The organism is Nitratireductor sp. J20-h4, assembly GCF_056780505.1.
This window is the reverse complement of the sequence record NZ_CM165557.1, coordinates 1,953,721-1,969,026: the sequence shown is the minus strand read 5'-3', so window position 1 is coordinate 1,969,026 and position 15,306 is coordinate 1,953,721. Positions and strand designations below refer to the sequence as shown.

General features: G+C 64.5%; 18 protein-coding genes. 10 read left to right on the top strand and 8 right to left on the bottom strand.

The genetic code is table 11. The features are described 5' to 3' along the window. Positions 1 to 14: 14 nt before the first annotated feature. The 3 genes from ACT2B0_RS09605 to folE form a co-directional block, all read right to left on the bottom strand. On the bottom strand, positions 15 to 986 hold the full coding sequence (locus ACT2B0_RS09605) for a patatin family protein (protein WP_473465887.1): 972 nt from the start codon (positions 984 to 986) through the stop codon (positions 15 to 17). Between the two features lie 78 nt (positions 987 to 1,064). Beyond that, a complete protein-coding gene (hisI, locus tag ACT2B0_RS09600) occupies positions 1,065 to 1,529 on the bottom strand; it encodes a phosphoribosyl-AMP cyclohydrolase (protein WP_473464052.1) in 465 nt (154 codons plus the stop codon). A gap of 121 nt (positions 1,530 to 1,650) precedes the next feature. Beyond that, positions 1,651 to 2,283 carry a GTP cyclohydrolase I FolE gene (folE, locus tag ACT2B0_RS09595; protein WP_473464050.1) on the bottom strand — a complete coding sequence of 211 codons (633 nt, stop codon included), beginning with the start codon at positions 2,281 to 2,283 and terminating at the stop codon, positions 1,651 to 1,653. 239 nt (positions 2,284 to 2,522) lie between these two features. On the opposite strand from folE, the gene ACT2B0_RS09590 reads away from it, so the two are divergent. The 4 genes from ACT2B0_RS09590 to thrS all read left to right on the top strand — a co-directional run bounded on the left by ACT2B0_RS09590 (position 2,523) and on the right by thrS (position 5,904). Beyond that, positions 2,523 to 2,969: an iron-sulfur cluster assembly scaffold protein gene (locus ACT2B0_RS09590; protein ID WP_473464047.1), complete on the top strand. Its 447-nt coding sequence runs from the start codon at positions 2,523 to 2,525 to the stop codon at positions 2,967 to 2,969. Positions 2,970 to 3,045: 76 nt separating this feature from the next. Beyond that, positions 3,046 to 3,378, top strand: coding sequence for a membrane protein insertion efficiency factor YidD (yidD, locus tag ACT2B0_RS09585; RefSeq protein ID WP_473464045.1), 333 nt, complete (start codon positions 3,046 to 3,048; stop codon positions 3,376 to 3,378). Between the two features lie 172 nt (positions 3,379 to 3,550). Beyond that, positions 3,551 to 3,727, top strand: coding sequence for a YegP family protein (locus tag ACT2B0_RS09580; RefSeq protein ID WP_473464042.1), 177 nt, complete (start codon positions 3,551 to 3,553; stop codon positions 3,725 to 3,727). Between the two features lie 200 nt (positions 3,728 to 3,927). Then, on the top strand, positions 3,928 to 5,904 hold the full coding sequence (thrS, locus tag ACT2B0_RS09575; protein WP_481658476.1) for a threonine--tRNA ligase: 1,977 nt from the start codon (positions 3,928 to 3,930) through the stop codon (positions 5,902 to 5,904). 47 nt (positions 5,905 to 5,951) lie between these two features. Here thrS and ACT2B0_RS09570 read toward each other — a convergent pair whose 3' ends face one another. Next, positions 5,952 to 6,848, bottom strand: coding sequence for an alpha/beta hydrolase family protein (locus ACT2B0_RS09570; RefSeq protein ID WP_473464036.1), 897 nt, complete (start codon positions 6,846 to 6,848; stop codon positions 5,952 to 5,954). A 222-nt stretch (positions 6,849 to 7,070) separates the two neighbouring features. On the opposite strand from ACT2B0_RS09570, the gene ACT2B0_RS09565 reads away from it, so the two are divergent. The 6 genes from ACT2B0_RS09565 (at position 7,071) to ACT2B0_RS09540 (ending at position 13,458) form a co-directional block, all read left to right on the top strand. Further along, positions 7,071 to 7,682: a gamma-glutamylcyclotransferase family protein gene (locus ACT2B0_RS09565; RefSeq protein WP_473464033.1), complete on the top strand. Its 612-nt coding sequence runs from the start codon at positions 7,071 to 7,073 to the stop codon at positions 7,680 to 7,682. 136 nt (positions 7,683 to 7,818) lie between these two features. Continuing rightward, a complete protein-coding gene (locus tag ACT2B0_RS09560) occupies positions 7,819 to 9,198 on the top strand; it encodes a class II 3-deoxy-7-phosphoheptulonate synthase (RefSeq protein WP_473464031.1) in 1,380 nt (459 codons plus the stop codon). Positions 9,199 to 9,428: 230 nt separating this feature from the next. Further along, positions 9,429 to 10,247 carry a DODA-type extradiol aromatic ring-opening family dioxygenase gene (locus ACT2B0_RS09555; protein ID WP_473464029.1) on the top strand — a complete coding sequence of 273 codons (819 nt, stop codon included), beginning with the start codon at positions 9,429 to 9,431 and terminating at the stop codon, positions 10,245 to 10,247. 58 nt (positions 10,248 to 10,305) lie between these two features. Continuing rightward, complete coding sequence (locus ACT2B0_RS09550) at positions 10,306 to 10,893, top strand: hemerythrin domain-containing protein (RefSeq protein ID WP_473464027.1); 588 nt, start codon at positions 10,306 to 10,308, stop codon at positions 10,891 to 10,893. Between the two features lie 125 nt (positions 10,894 to 11,018). After that, on the top strand, positions 11,019 to 11,732 hold the full coding sequence (locus tag ACT2B0_RS09545; RefSeq protein WP_473464024.1) for a DNA-3-methyladenine glycosylase I: 714 nt from the start codon (positions 11,019 to 11,021) through the stop codon (positions 11,730 to 11,732). Positions 11,733 to 11,784: 52 nt separating this feature from the next. Then, on the top strand, positions 11,785 to 13,458 hold the full coding sequence (locus tag ACT2B0_RS09540) for an NAD+ synthase (RefSeq protein ID WP_473464022.1): 1,674 nt from the start codon (positions 11,785 to 11,787) through the stop codon (positions 13,456 to 13,458). 46 nt (positions 13,459 to 13,504) lie between these two features. On the opposite strand, the gene ACT2B0_RS09535 is transcribed toward ACT2B0_RS09540, so the two are convergent. The 4 genes from ACT2B0_RS09535 to ACT2B0_RS09520 all read right to left on the bottom strand — a co-directional run bounded on the left by ACT2B0_RS09535 (position 13,505) and on the right by ACT2B0_RS09520 (position 15,294). Further along, positions 13,505 to 14,125, bottom strand: a complete 621-nt coding sequence (locus tag ACT2B0_RS09535) for an ATP-dependent Clp protease proteolytic subunit (protein ID WP_473464019.1) — start codon at positions 14,123 to 14,125, stop codon at positions 13,505 to 13,507. Between the two features lie 40 nt (positions 14,126 to 14,165). Next, positions 14,166 to 14,540, bottom strand: a complete 375-nt coding sequence (locus ACT2B0_RS09530; protein ID WP_473464016.1) for an SRPBCC family protein — start codon at positions 14,538 to 14,540, stop codon at positions 14,166 to 14,168. Further along, complete coding sequence (locus ACT2B0_RS09525) at positions 14,537 to 14,851, bottom strand: ArsR/SmtB family transcription factor (RefSeq protein ID WP_473464014.1); 315 nt, start codon at positions 14,849 to 14,851, stop codon at positions 14,537 to 14,539. Before ACT2B0_RS09525 ends, ACT2B0_RS09530 begins: the two co-directional genes overlap by 4 nt. A gap of 215 nt (positions 14,852 to 15,066) precedes the next feature. After that, a complete protein-coding gene (locus ACT2B0_RS09520; RefSeq protein WP_473464011.1) occupies positions 15,067 to 15,294 on the bottom strand; it encodes a hypothetical protein in 228 nt (75 codons plus the stop codon). Positions 15,295 to 15,306: the final 12 nt, after the last annotated feature.

Sequence of the window (15,306 nt, the reverse complement as noted above, 5' to 3'; positions counted from 1 at the left end):
AAAAAAACTGCCGGTCAGGCCAGCACGGTCTGCAGGCGCTTGAGTTCGTTGATATTGGCAAGCGTGGCGTCGTAGCCGAGGCGGATCGCCTCGTCGGCGCGGTGGAACTCGGTCAGCCCGATCTGGCCGAGCTTGGGCTGCAACGAAAGGTCGGGCGGATCGCCGGCCAGCCGTGCCCGCGAAATCCGGTCCTGGATGATGTTGAAGGCTTCGACCATCACGCCGGTGATGCCGAGACGGGCCTCCGCGTCGCGGGGATTGTGGCCGGTGACGTTGGCAGCGCGTTTCGGCTTTTCGACCACCAGTTCGCCGGCGCTGTGCTTGATGACGGCGGCGCGGCCGAACAGGTCGTAGTGCAGATTGACCGCCACCACCAGCGGCTGCTCATAAGCGCGGCACACCGAAACCGGAACCGGATTGACCAGCGCGCCATCGACCAGAATGCGATTGTTGGCGCTGACGGGCTCGAACACGCCCGGCAGCGCGTAGGAGGCGCGCATGGCGGTGATCAAATTGCCGCTCGACAGCCAGATTTCGTGGCCGGTGCGGATTTCGGCCGCGACGCAGACAAAGGGCTTTTCCAGGTCCTCGAACGTGACCCCGCGCATATGCTGCTGCATGCGCGCCGTCAGCCGCATGCCGCCGAACAGGCCGCTGCCGCCCAGATGCAGGTCGAGCAGTCCGAAAATACGGCGCTTGGTGAGGCTGCGGGCGAATTCTTCCAATTCGTCCAGCTTGCCGGCCAGATAGCAGCCGCCGACCAGGGCGCCGATCGAGGTGCCGGCGATCATGTTGATCTTGATGCCGGCTTCGTCGAGCGCGCGCAGGACGCCGATATGGGCCCAGCCGCGGGCTGCGCCGCCGCCGAGCGCCAGAGCGATACCAGTCTTGGGTCGAGGCTGCGGTTCGGGCGCGTCGAGGCTCGGAGGCGCCTCGCGGTCGTCCCCAGCTTCATGTCTCGTGCGAAGGGATGCCCATTCGAGCATCATCATCTCCCTTGCGTCCCAGGCGCCACCTTACCCGCAATGGGTATCAAAATAGTGAACCCGGCGTTCAGTTCCCGTTCATGAACGGTTATCGTTTCCGTAGACCGAAGCGGCATCGAATTTCGGCGCCGTCCCGTCGGTGATGAGCCGGGCACCGCCGTCGGCCGCGGAGACCGTGCGGTAAAAGCAGGAACGCCGGCCGGTGTGACAGGTCGCATCGTGGCCGGCCACGCGGACGCGCAGCCAGACCGCGTCCTGGTCGCAATCGGTTCGCATTTCGACGACGTGCTGGAGATTGCCGGAAGTTTCCCCCTTTTTCCAAAGCCTGCCGCGCGAGCGCGACCAATAATGCGCAATGCCGGTTTCCAGCGTCAGCGCAAGCGCTTCGGCGTTCATGTGCGCCAGCATCAGCACCGTGCCGTCCTGGGCGTCGGTGACCACGGCCGTCACCAGCCCGCTGGCGTCGAAACGCGGGGTGAAGGCTGCGCCTTCCTCCAGTTCGCTCTTGGAAGTCGGCGGGGCGGGAAAATCGGATCGAGTCATGCCGGGTCCTGTGTTGAGCCATGCGTCTTTGACATAAAGCCGCCCGCGCCGTGCGATGCTGGCGGGCGGCCGGGCCCGTCTTGCGACGAAGGACTGCGGACCGCCGTCAGCCGGCGCAAGGTCAGGCTCTCGCGCCCGCCCGCAACAGCGTGAAGAAGCGTGCCTGCTCTTCGGCACTGTCCTTGAAAACACCGGTGAAGGTGGAGGTCAGCGTGGTCGCGCCCTGCTTGCGGATGCCGCGCATGGCCATGCACATGTGCTCGGCCTCCACGATGATGGCAACGCCGCGCGGATTGAGCGCGTCCTGGATGGCGCCGGCGATCTGCGCCGTCATCGCCTCCTGCGTCTGCAGGCGCTGGGCGAAGATGTCGACCACGCGGGCGAGCTTGGACAGGCCGACGACCCGGCCGTCCGGCAGATAGCCGATATGCGCCTTGCCGATGATCGGCACCATGTGGTGCTCGCAATGGGAATGGAAATAGATGTCGCGCTCGATGACCATGTCGTCGAAGCCGGCGACTTCCTCGAAGGTGCGGCCGAGTTCTTCGGCCGGATCGCGCTCGTAGCCGGAAAACATCTCCCGATAGGCTTTTGCGACGCGCTGGGGCGTGTCGAGCAGGCCCTCGCGGCCCGGATCTTCGCCGATCCAGCGCAACAGCGTGCGCACGGCGTCTTCGGCCTCGGCCTGGCTGGGCTTGTCGGCTGGCGCGGCGGTGGCGGTGGATGTGGCGAATGGCTTCACGATTGCGTCCATGAAAAGCGTCTCCCGTAGTTCCCCTCTACGGAGGAACGAGTTGAACGGACCACGGCCTTTTCAGGGATTGCGGGAACGAAATTCCGAAACTGCCCGAAAATGGCGTCGTGTTTTCCGGTGCGCCAAGACCGTCCGTCTTGCTGCAACGGCAACCCAGGCATTATATATGAGTGGATACAACAATTGAAAGGCGGCAGACGGAAACGGATTGTCGCAATTTCGACGGACGTGCGAAAAACATGATCAACGACGTCTACAACGCGAAAATTCTCGGGTTCGCCGGCAATATTGCGCGCATCGGACGGCTCGCCGACGCCGACGCCAGCGCCAAGGCGCATTCCAAGCTATGCGGGTCCACCGTTGTCGTCGACCTGAAGATGAAGGACGGCGTCGTCACCGACTTCGCCCACGAGGTCAAAGCGTGCGCGCTCGGCCAGGCGTCGTCGTCGATCATGGCCAGCCATGTCGTCGGCGCCTCGGCGGAGGAATTGCGGACTGTGCGCGAGACGATGCGCAAAATGCTGAAGGAAAACGGCGCGCCGCCGCAGGGCCGGTTCGAGGACCTGAAATATCTGGAGCCGGTGCGCGACTATAAGGCCCGCCACGCCTCCACGCTCCTGACCTTCGACGCGGTCGTCGACGCGATCGGCCAGATCGAGAAAAAGCAGGCCGGGCAGGCGGCCTGACCGGCGTGGATCCGACCGGCCCTTGGCAACGCCGCATCCGCGGCCGGCATTGCTGCGCTAGTTCAATGAACCGGACATGACCGCTCGCTCGCGCAATTTTTCAGGAGTTTGGCCGAAAACGCCTGGCAGGCTTTTCGGCACCGGTTTCGTGCGGCTCTACCAGCTCACCCTGTCGGGCTTCATCGGCAATTCGTGCCGGCATTTTCCGACCTGTTCGGAATATGCCTATGAAGCGATCGCCCGCCACGGGCTGTGGTCGGGAGGCTGGCTGGCTCTGTTTCGGGTCGCGCGCTGCGGCCCTGGCGGCACGCACGGCATCGACAACGTGCCCGATACGCTCGACAGGCGGCTGCGCTGGTATCTGCCATGGCGCTACTGGAGCGTCGGGCGGCGTTCGCGCGCCGGGTAAGGGCGATCCGGGCAGCTGTCGGGACCCGGTGTGGTGCTGCCGGCCGGGGTCCCGTTCGGCGACAGATCGGGGCATAACCGCGCTGGCGACGACAACCAGCGCTTGTTCCCGGGGGCGGGCGCTGGCAATTTGCGAATCGCATCGTTTCCAGAATCGGAGAGGAAAACCGCAGATGGCTCACAAGTTCGAGATCTACAAGGACAAGAAGGGCGAGTTCCGCGTCCGTTTCAAATACAACAGCGAGATCATGTTTTCGACCGAGGGCTATAGCTCGAAGTCGAGCGCCGAGAACGCGATCGCTTCCATCAAGAAGAACGGACCGGGCGCTCCGGTCGAAGACAACAGCTGACGCTAGGGCGGGGTCGTCCGGCCCTGCCTTAGCCTCGCCATCGCAGTCCGCGCCCGGTATTGCCGCCCGCGCGGGCTTTACGCGCGTCGGAACGGTGCCTATGTAGCGTGCCGTCCGGTGCGCTTTGCCTTGGCGTGTGCGCCGGTTGATCAAATACGACACCACCCGCGTTCGTGTGCGGGACTGGATAGGAGACGACGATGTCGCAGATTTCCCTAAAATTTCCCGATGGATCCGTGCGCGAGCATGACGCGACGACGACCGGCGCGCAGCTTGCCGAATTGATTTCGAAATCGCTGGCCAAGAAGGCGGTCGCCTATGCGCTCGACGGCACGGTGCGCGACCTGGCCGATCCGATCGGCACCTCCGGCGCGGTCGAGATCATCACCCGCGACGATCCGCGCGCGCTGGAACTGATCCGCCACGACACCGCCCATGTGCTGGCCGAGGCAGTGCAGGAATTGTGGCCCGGCACCCAGGTTACCATCGGACCGGTGATCGAAAACGGGTTTTATTACGATTTCGCGCGCAACGAGCCGTTCACGCCGGAGGATTTTCCCGCCATCGAGAAAAAGATGCGCGAGATCATCGGCCGCAACATGCCGTTCACCAAGCAGGTCTGGGACCGCGACAAGGCCAGGCAGGTGTTTCGCGACAAGGGCGAGGCCTACAAGGTCGAGCTGATCGACGCGATTCCGGAAGACCAGGAACTGAAAATCTATTCCCAGGGCGACTGGTTCGACCTGTGCCGCGGCCCGCACATGGCCTCGACCGGGCAGATCGGCAACGCCTTCAAGCTGATGAAGGTGGCGGGCGCCTATTGGCGCGGCGATGCCAACAATCCCATGCTGACGCGTATCTACGGCACGGCCTGGGCCGACCAGAAGCAGCTCGATGCCTATCTGCACATGCTCGCCGAAGCCGAGAAGCGCGATCACCGCCGGCTCGGCCGCGAGATGGATTTGTTTCATTTCCAGGAGGAGGGGCCGGGCGTCGTCTTCTGGCATTCCAAGGGCTGGAGGATGTTCCAGAACCTTGTCGCCTATATGCGCCGGCGCCTCGACCAGGAAGCCTACGAGGAGGTCAACGCCCCGCAGGTGCTCGACAAGGGCCTGTGGGAGACGTCCGGCCACTGGGGCTGGTATCGCGAAAACATGTTCAAGGTGCAGGTCGCCGGAGACGACGCGGAGGACGACCGCGTCTTCGCGCTCAAACCGATGAACTGCCCCGGCCACGTGCAGATCTTCAAACACGGCCTGAAATCCTATCGCGACCTGCCGATCCGGCTGGCCGAATTCGGCAATGTCCACCGCTACGAGCCCTCCGGCGCCCTGCACGGACTGATGCGCGTGCGCGGCTTTACCCAGGACGACGCGCACATCTTCTGCACCGAGGACCAGCTCGCGGCTGAATGTCTGAAGATCAACGACCTGATCCTGTCGACCTATGCCGATTTCGGCTTCGAGGAGATCACGGTGTTTTTCTCCACCCGGCCGGAAAAGCGCGTCGGTTCCGATGCGCTGTGGGACCATGCCGAGGAGATCATGGGCCGTGTGCTAACCCAGATCCAGCAATCCGACAGCCGCATCAAGACCGCGATCAATCCCGGCGACGGCGCGTTCTATGGCCCGAAATTCGATTATGTGCTGAAGGACGCGATCGGCCGCGAGTGGCAATGCGGTACCACCCAGGTCGATTTCAACCTGCCGGAACGGTTCGGCGCCTTCTATATCGGCGCGGATTCGGAAAAGAAGCAGCCGGTGATGATCCACCGCGCCATCTGCGGCTCGATGGAACGGTTTTTGGGCATTCTGATCGAGAATTATGCCGGTCATTTCCCGCTCTGGTTCGCGCCGCTGCAGGTCGTGGTCGCCACCATCACCTCGGATGCCGACGACTACGCGCAAGACGTGGCGCGCACGCTGAAGGATCGCGGGCTGATCGTGGAAACCGATCTGCGCAACGAAAAGATCAACTACAAGGTGCGCGAACATTCGCTGACCAAGGTGCCGGTGCTTCTGGTCTGCGGCCGGCGCGAGGCAGAGGAGGGCACGGTCAATGTGCGCCGGCTCGGTTTGCGCGACCAGCAGTCGCTGGCGCTTGCCGACGCGCTCGCCATGCTCGTCGAGGAGGCGACGCCGCCCGACCTGCGCCGGCGGCGCGCCAAGGCGGGCTGACCGACCAGCTCAATTCGGCGGAGGCGCGCGGCGGTGGCGCCGCGCGCTCAGGCCGAGGCAGGCGTCTTGCGACTGTCCACTTGGGGTCCGGCGTGCCGCGGCCGTTTTTTGTCGGCCTCCGCCAGCAGCCATGCGATCACCTGCGGCCACAGGGCGGCGTTTTTCTGGCGGAAAAAGCCGAGATGGCCGAGCCGGGCCGTACCCGCATCGGCAGGGCCGAGCTCGAACGTCGTCCAGCGGGCCGCGGAGTATTGTTCTATCAAAGCGGCCGTGGCGCGTTCGGTCGACCAGCGGTCGTCGCTGGCGCGCACCGACAGAAGCGGACTGTCGACCGATCCGAACCCGGCATGGTCGGCCAATCGGGGATCGTCGAACAGGAAACCGGGCCGTCGGCACCAGCGCGCCCAGTCGCGGAAGATCGTGCCCGGCAGCGTCTCGCCGATCCCCAGCCAGGCCGGCGCGACGCCGAGCAGCCGGCTTGCCGGCACCCCGATCAGGTTCATCGCCAGGTAAAGCCGCAGCCGCTCGTCGGTGAAGCCGAGATAGCCGTTCGCAGAGCCGATCATGGCGTAACGGGTAAACGCGGTGCGATGCCGGCACAGGCCCAGCATCGTGCCGCCGATCGACTGGCCGATGCCGACCAGCGGTCGGCCGGGGAAAAGGCGCCTGAGGAGGAGGACGGCGCCGGCCATGTCGTTGACGCCCCAGTCGGCCATTGCGACGCTGCCGCTCCAGTCGGCCGGTACGGCCGAGCCGCCGACGCCGCGATAGTCATAGATCAGCACCGCAGCCGCCCCGGCCGCTACGGCGGCTTTTGCGAAATGGCCGTAATGCTCGCGCCGAACCGCGGCCGCGCTCGACAAAAGCACCGCTGGGCCGGCGTTGGCGCTGTTTGAGTAAAGCGTGCCGCGCAGGGGAAAACCGTCCTCGGCCTGGAAGAGCACCGTGGCAATATCCGCCGTCGCGTCCGTGGCGGGACGAGGCGGGGGCGGAGGTATGGTGTCGCTCGGGGACGCCTTGGAAGATGCCGTCATCATGCCCTCCGGTAAACGGCGCCGGGCGGCCTGTCGGTAGGCTATTTCACACAAGGGCCGCGCACGCCGGTCGCGCGGCTTGCTTTTGGCCCGGGCTTGCGGCGTCTGTGGACAGCGCCTATCCCGAAGACCATGACGCGGGAAATTTCGCCGACCGATGGCCTTGGGGAACGCGACGGCGCGCTGGTCGCCTATTTCGGCTATGGCTCGCTGGTCAACCGCGCCACCCACCGGACCGCGATCGTCGAGGCGATGCCGGCGCGGCTTGCGGGATGGCGCCGGTTCTGGCGCGCACGGCCGGACATGCCGGGCTTTCCCGCCGCGCTGTTGACGGTGAGGCCTCAGGCGGACGCGGCCTGCGACGGGCTGCTTGTCGTCGACAGGGCCGAGAACCTCGCCGCCGTCGACGCGCGCGAGGCGCGCTATCGCCGGGTCCGGCTTTCGTCCGAGGCGCTCGACCTGGGGGGCGTCCTGCCGCGCGACTGCCCGGTCTATGTTTACGAGGCCGTGGCCGACCTGCCGCTTCATCCCGATCCGCCGAAAATCCTGCGCTCCTATCTCGACGCCGTCATGCAGGGGTTTTTGATCGAGCATGGCGAGGACGGACTGCAGCGTCTGGTTGCCGAAACGGACGGGTTCGACACGCCGATCCACGACGACCGCCATGCGCCGGTCTATCCGCGCGCCGTAACCCTGAGCGCGATCGAACGGGGGCTGTTCGACCGCATCCTGGCCCGGCGCTAACACGCGCTGGCGGCCCGGGGCGGACCGCAAACCGGGCCGGATGGGGTGGAAGAGGCCGAAACCTTCCTGTATAGGGCTGCATCTCCTAGAATGGAGCCTACGGACCGCCGGTCCGCCGTGACGAGTGGGTGCTGCAATGACGAACAAATGGTCGCCGAATTCCTGGCGCGAAAAACCGATCAGCCAGGTTCCGTCCTATCCGGACGCCGCCAGTCTGGTCGAAACCGAGCAGCAATTGTCGACCTATCCGCCGCTGGTTTTTGCCGGCGAGGCGCGCAAGCTGAAAAAACAGCTCGCCGCGGTGGCGGACGGCCAGGCCTTTCTGCTTCAGGGCGGGGATTGCGCGGAGAGTTTCGCCGAGCACGGCGCTGACAATATCCGTGATTTTTTCCGCGTTTTCCTGCAGATGGCGGTGGTGCTGACCTTTGCCGGCTCGCAACCGGTGGTCAAGGTCGGGCGCATTGCCGGCCAGTTCGCCAAGCCGCGCTCGTCCGACAACGAGACCAAGGGCGACGTGACACTGCCGAGCTATCGCGGCGACATCATCAACGGCATCGAGTTCGACGAGAAGTCGCGCGTGCCCGATCCGGCGCGCCAGAAAATGGCCTACCGCCAGTCGGCCGCGACGCTCAACCTGCTGCGCGCCTTCGCTCAGGGCGGGTTCGCCAGCCTGGAAAATACCCACAAATGGATGCTCGGCTTCGTGTCCGACAGCCCGCAGGGGGAACGCTACCAGGCGCTGGCCGACCGGATCACCGAGACGGTCGACTTCATGCGCGCCGTCGGTATCACGTCGGAAACCAACCACGCGCTGCGCGAGACGGATTTCTATACCAGCCACGAGGCCCTGCTTCTGGGCTACGAGGAGGCGCTGACGCGCGTCGATTCCACATCGGGCGACTGGTATGCGACTTCTGGCCACATGATCTGGATCGGCGACCGGACGCGCCAGCCGGATCACGCCCATGTCGAATATTGCCGCGGCATCAAGAATCCGCTCGGTCTGAAATGCGGTCCGTCGATGACGCCGGACGGGCTGATCGAACTGATCGACCTGCTCAGTCCCAACAACGAACCCGGCCGGCTGACGCTGATTTCGCGCTTCGGCGCGGAGAAGGTGGGCGACTATCTGCCCAAGCTGGTTCGCGCGGTGGAGAAGGAAGGCCGCAAGGTGGTGTGGTCGTGCGATCCTATGCACGGCAACACGATCACGCTGAACAGCTACAAGACCCGGCCGTTCGACCGTGTGCTGAAGGAAGTGGAGACTTTTTTCGAGGTTCACCGCGCCGAGGGCACCCATCCAGGCGGCATCCATGTCGAGATGACCGGCAAGAACGTCACCGAATGCACCGGCGGCGCGCGGGCGATCTCGGCGGAGGACCTGCACGACCGCTACCACACCCATTGCGACCCGCGGCTCAACGCCGATCAGGCGATCGAACTCGCTTTCCTGGTCTCCGAGCTCTTGAAAAAGGGTCGCGGCGGCGTGTCCGAACGTCAGGTGGTCAACCTTTAGCGTTGTGGCGCGCCCGGGACCGGCGTTATGGCGGCGTCCGTCCTGAGACGGGCGGCCGGGCGTTTCAAGACGGACGCCTGCGGCCGCCGCGGCGGCGCGTGAGAGGTGCTGCCGGCACCGAAATCGGGAAAGGCGATGAACGGTTTTCCATTGGCCGTTTCGTCATAGTGAACGCTTAGTCGCCCGCCGGCGGATTGCGCCGGCGGGGTCTTCGTCTCTATATCGGTCGCATGAGCACCAATCCCAGCCTTTTCATCTCGCATGGCGGCCCCAATATCGTGACCGACGACACGCCGGCGCGCGACTTCCTCGAGGGCCTGTCCGGCCTTCTGGAACGCCCGAAAGCGATCGTGATGGTGTCGGCCCATTTCGAGACCGGCGGCGTTTCGGTTGTGACCGATCCGACGCCGGGCATGATTTACGATTTCGGCGGCTTCGCGCCGGAACTCTACAAAATGGTCTATCCGGCGCCGGGCAGTCCGGAGCTTGCCGGACGCGTGGTCGCGCTTTTGACCGATGCCGGCCTGGCGCCCACCCGCACGGCCCGGCGCGGCTACGATCACGGGACCTGGACGCCGCTTTTGCTGGCCTATCCGCAGGCCGACATTCCCGTCGTCCAGGTTTCGGTCGATCCCGACCGTGACGCGCGTTGGCATTTCGCGGTCGGGCAGGCGCTGGCGCCGCTGGCCGGGGAAGGCGTGCTTTTGGTCGGTTCTGGCCACATCACCCACAATCTACGCGCCATCTTTCCCGTCATGCGCGGCGGTGCGCCGGTCGACCGGGCGATGGTCGATAAGGTCGAGGCGTTTACCGGCTGGTTTGCCGAAAAACTCGGCGCCGGCGATATCGACGCCGTGCTCGACTGGAAGACCCTGGCCCCCTATCCGGCCGAAAACCATCCCAGCGACGAGCATTTGATGCCGCTGTTTTTTGCGCTCGGCGCCGGTGGACCGGGGGCGAAGGGTAAGCGCGTTCACGCCTCGCGGCAGTTCGGGTTTTTCGCCTTCGACGCCTATCTTTTCGGGCCGCCAGCCTCCGTGGCCCTGTAGGACGACCTCAAAAAGGTGGTCATGACGTGTGAAAAAAGACTGCCGACGGAACACAGCGATGAATCAACGCCCGCCATCCGATCTTCTGGAGCGGTCCGGACTGCCCGACGATCTGCGCTTTCTGGTCGAAAAATATCCGCGTTCCGACTGGGCCGCGCACCGCAATATTGGCGGCATGGCGCAATTCTGGCTGCAGCGTCACGCGATGTTCCGCGAACTTGGCTGCCTGTTGACGACGGGCATTGCCGACTATCGTGAGGGCGGACGCTCGGCTGCTGATTTCGCGCAATGGTTTGCGCCGCGACTCAACTATTTTCTCGGCCATCTCGACGGTCACCACAACATCGAGGACCAGCATTATTTTCCGGTCTTCGCGCGGGCGGAAAGGCGGCTGGCGCGCGGCTTCGAGATCCTCGACCGCGACCACCACGCCATCCACGACGCCCTGGAGCGTAACGCGGCGACGGCGAACGACTTTCTGCGCGCCCTCAATGCCGACGAGGACGCGAGACGTTTTGCCGCCGACGCCTATGCCGACGCCAATCAGCGCCTCGTCGCCATGCTGACGCGGCATCTCGACGACGAGGAGGATTTGATCATTCCGTTGATCCTCGATCGCGGCGAGGTGGGGCTCGGCGTGGCCTGAGCCTGTCAGCATCGGCGAGGCTGAGGCCTGGAGAGCGCTTGCGCGTCACGACCAGGTGCCGCATTTTCTGCTCGTGTTGCACGCCGTGTCGGGCCTGATGCGGCCGCGACGCGCGGGAGGACCGTATGAAGACCATCGCCCAAATCCGCGAACGCGCCGCCGAGCGCAAGGGCGGCGAGGCCGTTTTCGCCACGCTTTTGCCGCCGGTGCCCGAGAATGCCGCCGTGGCGGCTATCCCCGACGACCGCGTGCTTTCGACCATGGCCAACAGGGTGTTTTGCGCCGGCTTCGTGTGGCGCGTGATCGAGCAGAAATGGCCCGGTTTCGAAGAAGCGTTTCTGGGTTTCAATCCCAAACAGCTGCTGTTCCAGCCGGACGAGTTCTGGCACGATTTGGCCGGTGACGCGCGCATCGTGCGCAACCCGCAAAAGATCAAATCGGTGCGCGACAACGCCGCCTTTGTCGACAGGGTTTCGCGAGAACATGGCGGATTCGGCCGGTTTCTCGCCGACTGGCCGGCCGACGACCAGGTCGGGTTGATGGCTTTCCTGGCCAAAAACGGCAGCCGGCTCGGCGGCAATACCGGACAATATCTGCTGCGCTGGCTGGGCTGGGACTGCTTTATCGTTTCACGCGACATGGCGGCCGCCTTGCGCGATGCCGGGCTCGATATCGCGGAAAGCCCGAGTTCGAAGAAGGACCTTCACGCCATCCAGGCGCAGCTCAATGCCTGGCGCACCGAAACCGGCCTGGCTTACGTCCATCTGTCGCGCATCCTGGCCATGTCGATCGGCGAGAACCATTCGGCCGAGGCGCTGCGCGAGTATATGGGCGAATAGGCCTGCAGCGCGGCCATTGCCGCGTCGGCGCGGTCGCGCTACAGGCAGTGGCATGAGCATGCCTTCGACCCTTCGTATCGCCACCGCGCAACTCAACCCGATCGTCGGCGACATCGCCGGCAATCTCGACAAGGCGCGGGCGGCCCGCGCCGACGCGGCGCGCCACGGCGCGGAACTGGTGCTGTTTACCGAATTGTTCATCGCCGGCTACCCGCCCGAAGATCTGGTGTTGAAGCCGGCCTTCGTGGCGGCCTGCGAGCGTGCCGCGCTCGACCTTGTCGCCGAGACGGCCGATGGCGGGCCGGGCGTGGTGATCGGCACGCCGCTCGCGCGTTCGTCGGGCCTGCACAACGCCGTCATCGTCGCCGACGGCGGCAAGGTGCTCGGCGAGCGCTACAAGCTCGACCTGCCCAATTACGGCGAGTTCGACGAAAAACGGGTTTTCCAGCCGGGTCCGTCGATGCCCGGTCCGGTCGATTTTCGCGGCATACGCATCGGCATACCGGTCTGCGAGGATATCTGGGGCGATCTCGGCGTGTGCGAGACACTCGCCGAAAGCGGGGCCGAACTCCTGCTGGTGCCCAACGGCTCGCCCTACTATCGCGGCAAGGTCGACGTGCGCCAGCAGGTGGTGATCCGGCAGGTGATCGAGAGCGGCCTGCCGATCTTGTACGCCAACCAGCTCGGCGGCCAGGACGAGCTGGTCTTCGATGGCGCGTCCTTCGCCATCGGCGCCGACAAGTCGCTCGCTTTCCAGATGAGCCAGTTCGAGGAGGCGGTCTCGGTCTCGACCTGGAAACGCGGGCCGGACGGCTGGGTCTGCGACGGCGGGCCGGTGTCGCAGATCCCCGACGCGGAGGAGGCCGATTACCGCGCCTGCATGCTGGGCCTGCGCGACTACGTCAACAAGAACGGGTTCAAAAACGTCGTCCTGGGACTGTCGGGCGGCATCGATTCGGCGATCTGCGCCGCGCTCGCCGTCGACGCGCTCGGCGAGGACCGGGTAAGGGCGGTGATGATGCCCTACACCTATACCTCCAAGGATTCGCTCAAGGACGCCGAGGATTGCGCCCGCGCGCTCGGCTGCCGCTACGACACCGTGCCGATCTTCGAGCCCGTCCAGGGCTTTTCGCATGCCCTGACGCAGCTTTTCGAGGGCACCGAGGACGGCATCACCGAGGAAAACCTGCAGAGCCGGACGCGCGGCACCATTCTGATGGCGATCTCCAACAAGTTCGGCTCGATGGTAATCACCACCGGCAACAAGTCGGAAATGTCGGTAGGCTACGCGACACTTTACGGCGACATGAATGGTGGCTTCAATCCGATCAAGGATCTTTACAAGATGCAGGTCTACGCCCTGTCGCGCTGGCGTAACGCCCATACCCCGCCGGGCGCGCTTGGGCCCACCGGCGAGGTCATTCCGAAAAACATCATCGACAAGGCGCCGTCGGCCGAATTGAAGCCCGACCAGACCGACCAGGATTCGCTGCCGCCCTATCCGGTACTTGACGATATCCTGGAATGTCTGGTGGAAAACGAGATGGGCGTCGACGCCATCGTCGCGCGCGGCCACGACCGCGAGACGGTGCACCGGATCGAACATCTGCTCTATATCGCCGAGTACAAGCGCCGCCAGGCGGCGCCGGGCGTCAAGATCACCCGCAAGAACTTTGGCCGCGACCGGCGCTATCCGATCACCAACCGGTTTCGGGATCGGTCGTAGGATTCCATTTAGCCGCGTTGTCCGTGGTTTGTCGGCGCGTTGGCGACTATGGCGCTTTCGGCTTTTCCAGATCCTTTCGCGTTGAATAGACCCGGTCGACTATCCCCCAGTCGCGGGCTTCCTGTGCAGTCATGAAGAAGTCGCGGTCGAGCGTGCGCTCGACCTCTTCTTGCGTGCGCCCGCAATGTTGAGAATAGAGCCGGATCATGCGCCGTTTCAGCTTCAATATGTCTTCCGCATGGCGTTGCACGTCGGATGCCTGACCGCGAAAGCCACCTGAGGGTTGGTGCAGCACGATGCTCGCATTCGCGAGGGCGGCGCGTCGGCCGGGCTCGCCAGCCATCAACAGAAACGATCCCATCGAGCCGGCCGTTCCCATGCACACCGTGGCGACCGGGCTGTTGATGAAGCGCATCGTGTCATAGATCGCAAAGCCGCTGGACACCACGCCGCCCGGCGAGTTGATATAGAAGGAAATCTCGCGTTCGGGATTTTCCGATTCCAGAAACAGAAGTTGTGCGCAGATGAGCGCCGCCGAATCGTCGTTCACTTCGCCGTTGAGGAAAATGATCCGCTCGCGAAGCAGCCTAGAAAAGATATCGAAGGAGCGTTCGCCTTTGGGCGATTGCTCCACGACCATGGGGACGAGCGCCATCGTGTCGCGCATGCGCGATCTCCTTTGTTGTCGAGGTCGATTTGAGTTGGCGTCAGGCGGCGCGCGCGCGCGTGCCGGCGTTCTGGTTGGCAGCGCGCGGCACCAAGCGCATCGGTGGCTGGTGGACAAGCCGCAGCCGGGTTGCGACTGGCCCTTCCGACGCGATGTCTACCGTGACGCGGGAGGAGATGTTGTCGTCGTCTGCCTCGCGCCAGCGGTATACGACGCGCGTTTTCGGCACGACATCGATGATCTGGAAGCTGTTTTCGGGCCTGGATGCGCCGTTCGTATCGGCTTGTTCGGGCCGTGCGCCAAGCCACTCGGCAGCGAGAATGCTGTTCGTCAGAGCGCGCCAGACGGTATCAAGCGGCGCCTGGATCAACGTTTCCACAGCGATGTCAGGGATGCGGGTCTTGCCGGGCATCATTGGTCGAGCTCCTTCAAAAGTGTTTTCAGCCGCTCGATCCGTGCCGGCCAATAAACGCGATAGCGGTCGAACCAGTCCAGCAAAGGGGTAAGACCGTTTGGATCGACGACGTAGTTGACGTGGCGACCGACGCGCCGCTCTCGCACGAGTCCGGCCTTGCGCAGGACCGTGAGGTGTTGCGAGATGGCAGGCTGCGACACGTCGAGCCCCTCTCTGACCTGTGTGGCGTTTTTCTCGCCCTCGACGAGCCGCTCGAACACGGCTCGGCGTGTCGGATCTGCCAGCGCCTTGAAAATTTCCGTTTCATTCATGCCAACAGATAAGCATACACTTATTTGATTCTCAAGAGCGGAGCCATTTTCCCCAAAGGCCACCGGTTGCTGGAAACGGCTCGTTTCCGGGAGGTGGCGGCCACAGAGCCGGCGTCTGGTTTATGTCGCCGCGTATAGATGTTGCCGGGCCGCAGCTGGTGCCGGATTGGCCGCAAGAAGTCGATGGCGGCAGTGTAATCCGATCACCAACCGATTCAGGGACCGCGCGCGACAAAGGGCATATGCCGGGCGAAAGCCGTCCACAGCCGGCGCATGCCGGCCAGAGGCCGGGAGGCTTGCGGGCTGCGACCACTGCGCGCGTTGCGGACGCGCTCGCCGAGCGCGTCGAGGTCGCGGATCCGGGTGACATGCTCGGCACAGCCGCAACCTTCCCCGAGCGCGATCTTTTCCAGATAGAACCGTTCGTAACTATGCCGTTCCATCGGCGCCTCCCG

Bases quoted from the DNA above. Each gene is read 5' to 3' on its own strand.
- ACT2B0_RS09605 (WP_473465887.1), bottom strand. From the start codon at position 986: ATGCTCGAATGGGCATCCCTTCGCACGAGACATGAAGCTGGGGACGAC.
- hisI (WP_473464052.1), bottom strand. From the start codon at position 1,529: ATGACTCGATCCGATTTTCCCGCCCCGCCGACTTCCAAGAGCGAACTG.
- folE (WP_473464050.1), bottom strand. From the start codon at position 2,283: ATGGACGCAATCGTGAAGCCATTCGCCACATCCACCGCCACCGCCGCG.
- ACT2B0_RS09590 (WP_473464047.1), top strand. From the start codon at position 2,523: ATGATCAACGACGTCTACAACGCGAAAATTCTCGGGTTCGCCGGCAAT.
- yidD (WP_473464045.1), top strand. From the start codon at position 3,046: ATGACCGCTCGCTCGCGCAATTTTTCAGGAGTTTGGCCGAAAACGCCT.
- ACT2B0_RS09580 (WP_473464042.1), top strand. From the start codon at position 3,551: ATGGCTCACAAGTTCGAGATCTACAAGGACAAGAAGGGCGAGTTCCGC.
- thrS (WP_481658476.1), top strand. From the start codon at position 3,928: ATGTCGCAGATTTCCCTAAAATTTCCCGATGGATCCGTGCGCGAGCAT.
- ACT2B0_RS09565 (WP_473464033.1), top strand. From the start codon at position 7,071: ATGACGCGGGAAATTTCGCCGACCGATGGCCTTGGGGAACGCGACGGC.
- ACT2B0_RS09560 (WP_473464031.1), top strand. From the start codon at position 7,819: ATGACGAACAAATGGTCGCCGAATTCCTGGCGCGAAAAACCGATCAGC.
- ACT2B0_RS09555 (WP_473464029.1), top strand. From the start codon at position 9,429: ATGAGCACCAATCCCAGCCTTTTCATCTCGCATGGCGGCCCCAATATC.
- ACT2B0_RS09550 (WP_473464027.1), top strand. From the start codon at position 10,306: ATGAATCAACGCCCGCCATCCGATCTTCTGGAGCGGTCCGGACTGCCC.
- ACT2B0_RS09545 (WP_473464024.1), top strand. From the start codon at position 11,019: ATGAAGACCATCGCCCAAATCCGCGAACGCGCCGCCGAGCGCAAGGGC.
- ACT2B0_RS09540 (WP_473464022.1), top strand. From the start codon at position 11,785: ATGAGCATGCCTTCGACCCTTCGTATCGCCACCGCGCAACTCAACCCG.
- ACT2B0_RS09535 (WP_473464019.1), bottom strand. From the start codon at position 14,125: ATGCGCGACACGATGGCGCTCGTCCCCATGGTCGTGGAGCAATCGCCC.
- ACT2B0_RS09530 (WP_473464016.1), bottom strand. From the start codon at position 14,540: ATGATGCCCGGCAAGACCCGCATCCCTGACATCGCTGTGGAAACGTTG.
- ACT2B0_RS09525 (WP_473464014.1), bottom strand. From the start codon at position 14,851: ATGAATGAAACGGAAATTTTCAAGGCGCTGGCAGATCCGACACGCCGA.
- ACT2B0_RS09520 (WP_473464011.1), bottom strand. From the start codon at position 15,294: ATGGAACGGCATAGTTACGAACGGTTCTATCTGGAAAAGATCGCGCTC.